General features: G+C 72.4%; 8 protein-coding genes. 2 read left to right on the top strand and 6 right to left on the bottom strand.

Features of this window, described 5'->3' with window-relative positions:
* Positions 1–81: 81 nt before the first annotated feature.
* Entirely contained in the window at positions 82–483 is a 402-nt protein-coding gene (locus tag AB8Z36_RS26230) for a CBS domain-containing protein (protein ID WP_369215845.1), read from the bottom strand.
* Positions 484–664: 181 nt separating this feature from the next.
* The gene (gene hisN, locus AB8Z36_RS26225) at positions 665–1,462 is read right to left on the bottom strand and encodes a histidinol-phosphatase (RefSeq protein WP_369215844.1); all 798 of its coding nucleotides are present in this window, start codon (positions 1,460–1,462) and stop codon (positions 665–667) included.
* Between the two features lie 142 nt (positions 1,463–1,604).
* On the opposite strand from hisN, the gene AB8Z36_RS26220 reads away from it, so the two are divergent.
* Positions 1,605–2,210 (top strand): TetR/AcrR family transcriptional regulator, encoded by a 606-nt coding sequence (locus tag AB8Z36_RS26220; protein ID WP_369215843.1) that lies wholly within the window; start codon positions 1,605–1,607, stop codon positions 2,208–2,210.
* A 48-nt stretch (positions 2,211–2,258) separates the two neighbouring features.
* Here the strand turns inward: AB8Z36_RS26220 and AB8Z36_RS26215 are convergent, their stop codons facing one another.
* From AB8Z36_RS26215 to AB8Z36_RS26200, 4 genes are all read right to left on the bottom strand, one after another.
* Positions 2,259–2,582 carry a DMT family transporter gene (locus AB8Z36_RS26215; protein WP_369215842.1) on the bottom strand — a complete coding sequence of 108 codons (324 nt, stop codon included), beginning with the start codon at positions 2,580–2,582 and terminating at the stop codon, positions 2,259–2,261.
* A gap of 104 nt (positions 2,583–2,686) precedes the next feature.
* Positions 2,687–3,697, bottom strand: coding sequence for a ribosome small subunit-dependent GTPase A (gene rsgA / locus AB8Z36_RS26210; protein WP_369215841.1), 1,011 nt, complete (start codon positions 3,695–3,697; stop codon positions 2,687–2,689).
* An 18-nt stretch (positions 3,698–3,715) separates the two neighbouring features.
* Complete coding sequence (aroA, locus tag AB8Z36_RS26205; protein ID WP_369215840.1) at positions 3,716–5,056, bottom strand: 3-phosphoshikimate 1-carboxyvinyltransferase; 1,341 nt, start codon at positions 5,054–5,056, stop codon at positions 3,716–3,718.
* Between the two features lie 44 nt (positions 5,057–5,100).
* The gene (locus tag AB8Z36_RS26200) at positions 5,101–5,835 is read right to left on the bottom strand and encodes a M50 family metallopeptidase (protein WP_369215839.1); all 735 of its coding nucleotides are present in this window, start codon (positions 5,833–5,835) and stop codon (positions 5,101–5,103) included.
* A 49-nt stretch (positions 5,836–5,884) separates the two neighbouring features.
* Between AB8Z36_RS26200 and AB8Z36_RS26195 the strand changes: the two genes are divergently transcribed.
* Positions 5,885–6,466, top strand: a 582-nt coding sequence (locus AB8Z36_RS26195; RefSeq protein WP_369215838.1) for an SOS response-associated peptidase, incomplete at its 3' end; no start/stop codon positions are given.

The following is a 6,466-nucleotide window of genomic DNA, read 5'->3' as shown; positions in this document are numbered from 1 at the left end:
GTCTCGGTGCGGGACATCATCCGCTGCTGGGCGCCCGACCGGCCGGCTCCCCTTCTGGGGGGCSGSCCCGCCGCCGTTTCCTCACCCCGTCAACTGGGCCGCCGCGCGCCGGTCGGGCGCCCAGCAGCGGATGATGTCCCGCACCGAGACGATGCCGGTCGGTTCGTTGCCGTCCATGACGATCAGGTGCCGGAAGCCGCCGTGGGCCATGGCGTCCGCGGCTTCCTCCAGGGTCCACGCCGGGGCGGCGAAGACGACCTCGGTCGTGGTGTGCGTACCGGCGATCTCCTGGTCGGGGCTCTGGCCGAGGGCGAGTGAGTTGAGGACGTCGCGCTCGGTCAGGATGCCGAGGCCGTAGGTGTCGGGGTCGAGGACGACCGCCGCGCCGACGTGGCGCGCGGACATCAGCCTGGCCGCCTGGCGCAGGGTGTGGGTGGGGCCGATGGTGAGGACCACCGTGCTCATGGCGTCGCTGACGAGCATGGGCGTGAGCCACCTCCTTGGTGGAACCGAGACCTCCCGGTGGGCGAAGGATTGCCTCCGCTACCTGCTGGAGAACGATTTCACAAGTTCACAAGTGGGGGGACTCATAGAGTCGCAGCCAAGCCGGGCCGCAACAAGGGGGCGGATGCGGTCAGTTCGGGGAGCGCGAGGGCCCGCCTGATCAGCGCTGGCTCAGGTGACCGAGCAGCTCGTCGTGGAGCAGGCCGTTCGACGCCGCCGCGTCGCCGCTGTGCGGGCCCGGCCTGCCGTCGAGACCGGTGAAGGAGCCGCCCGCCTCCGTCACCACGATCGAGGTCGCCGCCATGTCCCAGAGCGAGAGCTCGGGCTCGGCGCAGATGTCCACGGCACCCTCGGCCACCATCATGTACGGCCAGAAGTCCCCGTACGCCCGGGTGCGCCACACCGACCGCGTGAGGTCCAGGAAGCCGCCCAGGCGCCCCCGCTCCTCCCAGCCGGTGAGCGAGGAGTACGCGAAGGAGGCGTCGGCGAGCCGGGAGACCTTCGAGACCTGGAGCCGGGTGGCGGAGGTGAGGCTGCGCCCGGTGTAGGCGCCGCCGCCCTTCGCCGCCCACCAGCGGCGGCCGAGCGCGGGCGCGGAGACGACGCCGACCACCGGCTGATAGCCCCCCTCGCCCGCCTCCATCAGGGAGATCAGCGTGGCCCAGACGGGGACGCCGCGTACGTAGTTCTTGGTGCCGTCGATCGGGTCGATCACCCAGCGGCGCGGGCCCGTGCCCTCGACCCCGTACTCCTCGCCGAGGATCGCGTCGCGTGGCCTCGTGCGCTTGAGCGAGGAGCGGATCAGCTCCTCGGCCGCCTTGTCGGCCTCGCTCACCGGCGTCATGTCCGGCTTGGTCTCGACCTTGAGGTCGAGAGCCTTGAACCGGTCCATGGTCTGGGCGTCGGCGGCGTCGGCGAGGACATGGGCGAGACGCAGATCATCGTGGTAGTCGGGCATGCATGAACAGTATCGATCTCGAAAGTGACCGGCCACCACCCTCTGGCGGACGGGCTCGGCCACCTCGCGCCGAAGCTATTGACAGTGCCCCCGAGCGCGTCAACTCTGGCACCCGGAGCCGCTTCGGCCCGGGGAGGCGACGATGCCTGCGGCACGGGAATCCTTACTTGACGCGGCCTACACCGCGCTCGCCCGGCGATCCTGGCCGGGGGTCCGCATGGTCGACGTCGCGGCCGTCGCCGGGGTGTCCCGGCAGACCCTGTACAACGAGTTCGGCAGCAAGGACGGCCTCGCCCGCGCCCTGCTGAGGCGCGAGACGGACGGCTATCTGCACGGCGTCGAGCGCGCGCTCGCCGAGGAGCGCGAGCCCGCCGACCGGCTCGCCGCCGTGGCCGCCTGGACGGTCGGTGCCGCCCGTGGAAATCCCCTGGTGCGGGCCGCGCTCACCGGCTGCTGGGGTGAGCGTCTGCCCGCGCCGAGCCGGGTCGCCGGGTCCTCCTCGCCGGTGCCCGCGCAGCGCCGTGCCGACGCGGGGGTGCCGAACGCCGCTGAGCTGCTCGCCCTGGTGCGGGACCGGGCCGTGGTCGCGCTCGGCGGCCGGGGCCGGGCCAGGGAGCCCGACCTCGCCCTCGCCTGCGAGAGCGCGGTCCGCCTCGCCCTGTCCTACGTGGTCGCGCCCGCCGGGAACGACGACGACCCCGCGGAGCTGGTGCGCGGGGCCATCGGACGGTGGGTCGGGGCGGTGTAGGCCCGGTCGGTGCGGCCCGGTCGGTGCGGCCCGGTCGGTGCGGCCCGGTCAGTGGGCGGAGCCGGAGAGCTGGAGGCCGATCACGCCGATGATCACGAACGAGATCGAGACGATCTTCAGCGTGGAGACCAGGTCACCGAGGAAGACCATGCCGTAGATCGCGGTGCCCGCGGCGCCGATGCCCGTCCACACCGCGTACGCGGGCCCGACGTCCAGCTTCTTCAGGGCCAGCGTGAGCAGACCGAAGCTGCCGAGCGCGAAGCTGGCGAACGCGATCGTCGGCCAGAGCCGCGTGAAACCGTGGCTGAGCTTCAAGCAGACCGCGAAGCCGGTCTCCAGGATTCCCGCCACTATGACCAGCAGCCACGCCATGTCCACGCCTCCGCACTACGTTCGGTGACCGCTTCGCCCGGCCGAATCCGGCTTGGTGCGATTATGCCTTTACCGGGTGTGCGGAGCCGCAAACAACGGCGAGGTCAGTCCTCCTCGCGTCGCTCCCGGGTGGCGAGCAGCCGGCGCAGCGAGTACAGCCGCGCCGGGTCCGCGTGCCCGTCCGCCACCCAGGCGTCCAGGGCGCAGTCCTTCTCGTCGTGGCTGCACCCGCGCGGGCAGTCCGCCGTCCCCGGCTCCAGATCGGGGAAGGCGAGGATCACGCGCGAGGGGTCGACGTGGTTCAGCCCGAAGGACCGCACGCCGGGCGTGTCGATCACCCAGCCGTCCGCGCCCGCAAGCGGCAGCGCGAGCGCGGAGGTCGTGGTGTGCCTGCCGCGGCCCGTGACCGCGTTGACATGCCCGGTGGTGCGCCGCCGCTCCTCCGGCACCAGCGCGTTGACCAGCGTCGTCTTGCCCACTCCCGAGTGCCCGACGAAGGCCGTGACCTTGCCGTCGAGCAGCTCGTGGACGCGCGCGAGCTCCGCGCCGTCGGTGAACTCCTCGCGGCTGGTCACCACGTAGGGGATGTCGAGCGTCGCGTAGGTCTCCAGGAGCTTGTCCGCGGAGGCGAGGTCCGACTTGGTCAGCACCAGGACCGGTTCGAGACCGCCGTCGTACGCGGCCACCACGCACCGGTCGATCAGCCGCGGGCGCGGTTCGGGGTCGGCGAGTGCCGTGACGATGGCGAGCTGGTCGGCGTTGGCGACGACCACCCGCTCGTAGGGGTCGTCGTCGTCGGCGGTGCGCCGCAGGACGGAGGTGCGCTCGGCGATCCGCACGATCCGCGCGAGGGTGTCCTTCTTCCCCGAGAGGTCCCCGACGACGGCGACCCTGTCGCCCACCACGGCGGCCTTGCGGCCCAGCTCACGGGCCTTCATGGCCATCACGACCCGGTCCTCGACGAGGACTGTGAGACGCCCGCGGTCCACGGTGAGGACCATGCCCTCGGCCGCGTCCTCGTGCTTGGGCCTGATATGGGTGCGGGGGCGGTTGCCCTTGCGGTTGGGGCGGACGCGGATGTCGTCCTCGTCGGGGTTCTTGCCGTAGCGGCGCATGGTTCTCGATCCGCCCGTTCAGTTCCCGAGCATTCCGGTCCAGAGATCGGGGAAGTCGGGGAGGGTCTTCGCCGTCGTGCCGACGTTCTCGATCCGGACCCCCTCCACCGCGAGGCCGATGACCGCGCCCGCGGTCGCCATGCGGTGGTCGTCGTAGGTGTGGAAGACGCCGCCGTGCAGCGGGCGCGGGCGGATGTGCAGGCCGTCGGCGGTCTCGGTGACGTCGCCGCCCAGTTCGTTGATCTCCTTGGTGAGCGCGGCGAGCCGGTCCGTCTCGTGCAGCCGCAGATGGGCGACGCCGCGCAGCGTCGAGGGCGAGTCGGCGAGGGCCGCCACCGCCGCGATGCCCGGGGTCAGCTCGCCGACCTCGCCGAGGTCCACGTCGATGCCGTGGATCGACCCGGACCCGGTGAAGACGAGGCCCGCCTGCGTCAGTTCGCAGGAGCCGCCCATCTCGGTGAAGATCTCCCGCAGCGCGTCGCCGGGCTGCGTGGTGTGCGCGGGCCAGTCGGGGATGGTCACCGTGCCGCCGGTGACCAGGGCGGCGGCGAGGAACGGCTGCGCGTTCGACAGATCGGGCTCGACGGTCAGGTCACGGCCGAGCAGCGCGCCCGGGGTGACTCGCCAGACGTTGGGCTCGCCGCCCGCCTCGGGGGTGTCCACCTGGGCGCCGACCGCGCGGAGCATGTCGACGGTCATCCGGATGTGCGGCATGGAGGGCAGCGCGCCCCCGACGTGCCGCACCTCGACGCCCTGGTTGAAGCGCGGGGCCGAGAGCAGCAGGGCGCTCACGAACTGCGAGGAGGACGAGGCGTCGATCTCGACCGGGCCGCCGTCCAGGGCACCGGCGCCGTGCACCGTCAGCGGCAGCGCGCCGCGGTTGTCGTCGTCGATCCGGGCGCCGAGCACCCGCAGGGCGTCGATCACGCCGGTCAGCGGACGCTCGTACGAACGGGGGTCGCCGTCGAAGCGGATCGGGCCGTCGGCCAGGGCGGCGACCGGGGGCAGGAAGCGCATGACCGTGCCCGCGTTGCCGACGTCCACTGCGGCGGGGCCGCGCAGCCCCGAGGGAATGACCCGCCAGGCCTCGCCGGAGCCCTCCGGGGTGCCCGCCACGGTCGAACTCGACGAGACGGTCTCCTCGATGCCGACGCCCATCGCGCGCAGGGCGCCCGCCATGAGCAGGGTGTCGCGGGAGCGCAGCGGGCGGCGCAGCCAGCCGGGCTCGGCGGCCAGCGCGGCCAGGACGAGGGCGCGGTTGGTGACCGATTTCGAACCGGGGACGTGGACCGTCGCGGTGACGGCTCCGCTTGCGTGCGGGGCGGGCCAGAGGGCGGTGTTCGCCGGGGTTTCGGTCATGCCCTCACTTTAGTGGCTGGCGGGGGCGCCGCTCAGAGCCCGCGTCATACGCCGAGCAGCCACCGAGCGCCGCCCATCAGGGAGCAGAGGGAGACAGCGTGGAAGAAGAAGAGCCAGAGGCCCGCGGGGACGTGGGTGAGCCGGGCGAGCTGATCCGCGTCCGAGTCGCCCGCGCCGCCGCGCCTGCGCTTGGACTGGAGCTCGAAGGCGGGCCGCACACCGCCGAGGAGCAGGAACCACACCACCGCGTACGCGAAGGCCGCCTGCACCTCGGAACCGGTCAGCCAGGACACGAGCAGGAAGGCGCCGCCGGTGATCACGACCGTCAGGGCGCCGTAGGCGTTGCGGATCATCACCAGCATCGCGACGAGCAGCGCGGTGGCGATCCAGAGCAGCGCCGTGATGTGCCCGGCGCCGAGCAGTGCTGCGCCGCCGAGGCCGAGCAGCGGCGGGGCGGTGTAGCCCGCGGCGGCGGTCAGGATCATGCCGGGCCCGGTGGGCTTGCCGCGCGACACGGTCAGGCCCGAGGTGTCGGAGTGCAGCCGGATGCCGTCGAGGCGGCGCCCGGTGAGCAACGCCACAAGGCCGTGGCCGCCCTCGTGCGCGATGGTGATGGCGTTGCGGGCCACGCGCCAGACGCCGTGCGGCACGATGACGGCGAGCGCGACGACGCCGGTGGCTATGACGAGCCACTCCTCGGGCGCCGCCTGCGTGCCGAAGATCCGGTCCCAGAGGCCGGTCAGGCTGGCGTCGGCGGCGGTTTCGAATCCTTGGGCCATTGCTGGGACCGGCTCCTCTGGTCGTACGGGGTCTGGCAGTCTGGCACGTATGTGCGGACGGTATGCATCGAGTCGTGGACCCGAGGATCTCGCGGGGATCTTCGAGATCGAGAAGTACGAGCCGGAGGAGGCCCTGGCCCCCGACTTCAACGTGGCCCCCACCAAAGAGGTCTACGCGGTCCTCGACCGTCCCTTGAAAGACGCCGGTGACCCCCGTCCGGTTCGCCAGCTCCGCACCCTGAAGTGGGGCCTGGTCCCCTCCTGGTCCAAGACGCCCGAGGGCGGCGCCCGGATGATCAACGCCCGCGCCGAGACGGTCCACGAGAAGCCGTCCTACCGCCGCGCCTTCACCTCCCGGCGCTGTGTCATCCCGGCCGACGGCTACTACGAGTGGGTGACCGCGCCCGAGGAGCGGCAGCTGGAGGTCGAGGGCAAGAAGAAGAGGCCGCGCAAGCAGCCGTACTTCGTGACGCCCGCCGACGGCTCCGTCTTCGCCATGGCGGGCCTGTACGAGTTCTGGCGGGACAGGACACTTCCCGACGAGCACCCCCTCGCCTGGTGGGTGACCTGCACGGTGATCACCACCGAGGCCGAGACCGCCCCGCTGGGCGTCGCCCCCGCTGAGGGCCCG

This window comes from Streptomyces flavofungini, assembly GCF_041028215.1.
Lineage (GTDB): Bacteria > Actinomycetota > Actinomycetes > Streptomycetales > Streptomycetaceae > Streptomyces > Streptomyces flavofungini_B.
The sequence above is the reverse complement of the archived record's forward strand: the minus strand, read 5'-3'. Positions and strand labels throughout refer to the sequence as shown.

What these genes read in the sequence shown, in the direction of transcription:
- AB8Z36_RS26230 (WP_369215845.1), bottom strand. Translation starts at nt 483, where the DNA reads ATGCTCGTCAGCGACGCCATGAGCACGGTGGTCCTCACCATCGGCCCC.
- hisN (WP_369215844.1), bottom strand. Translation starts at nt 1,462, where the DNA reads ATGCCCGACTACCACGATGATCTGCGTCTCGCCCATGTCCTCGCCGAC.
- AB8Z36_RS26220 (WP_369215843.1), top strand. Translation starts at nt 1,605, where the DNA reads ATGCCTGCGGCACGGGAATCCTTACTTGACGCGGCCTACACCGCGCTC.
- AB8Z36_RS26215 (WP_369215842.1), bottom strand. Translation starts at nt 2,582, where the DNA reads ATGGCGTGGCTGCTGGTCATAGTGGCGGGAATCCTGGAGACCGGCTTC.
- rsgA (WP_369215841.1), bottom strand. Translation starts at nt 3,697, where the DNA reads ATGCGCCGCTACGGCAAGAACCCCGACGAGGACGACATCCGCGTCCGC.
- aroA (WP_369215840.1), bottom strand. Translation starts at nt 5,056, where the DNA reads ATGACCGAAACCCCGGCGAACACCGCCCTCTGGCCCGCCCCGCACGCA.
- AB8Z36_RS26200 (WP_369215839.1), bottom strand. Translation starts at nt 5,835, where the DNA reads ATGGCCCAAGGATTCGAAACCGCCGCCGACGCCAGCCTGACCGGCCTC.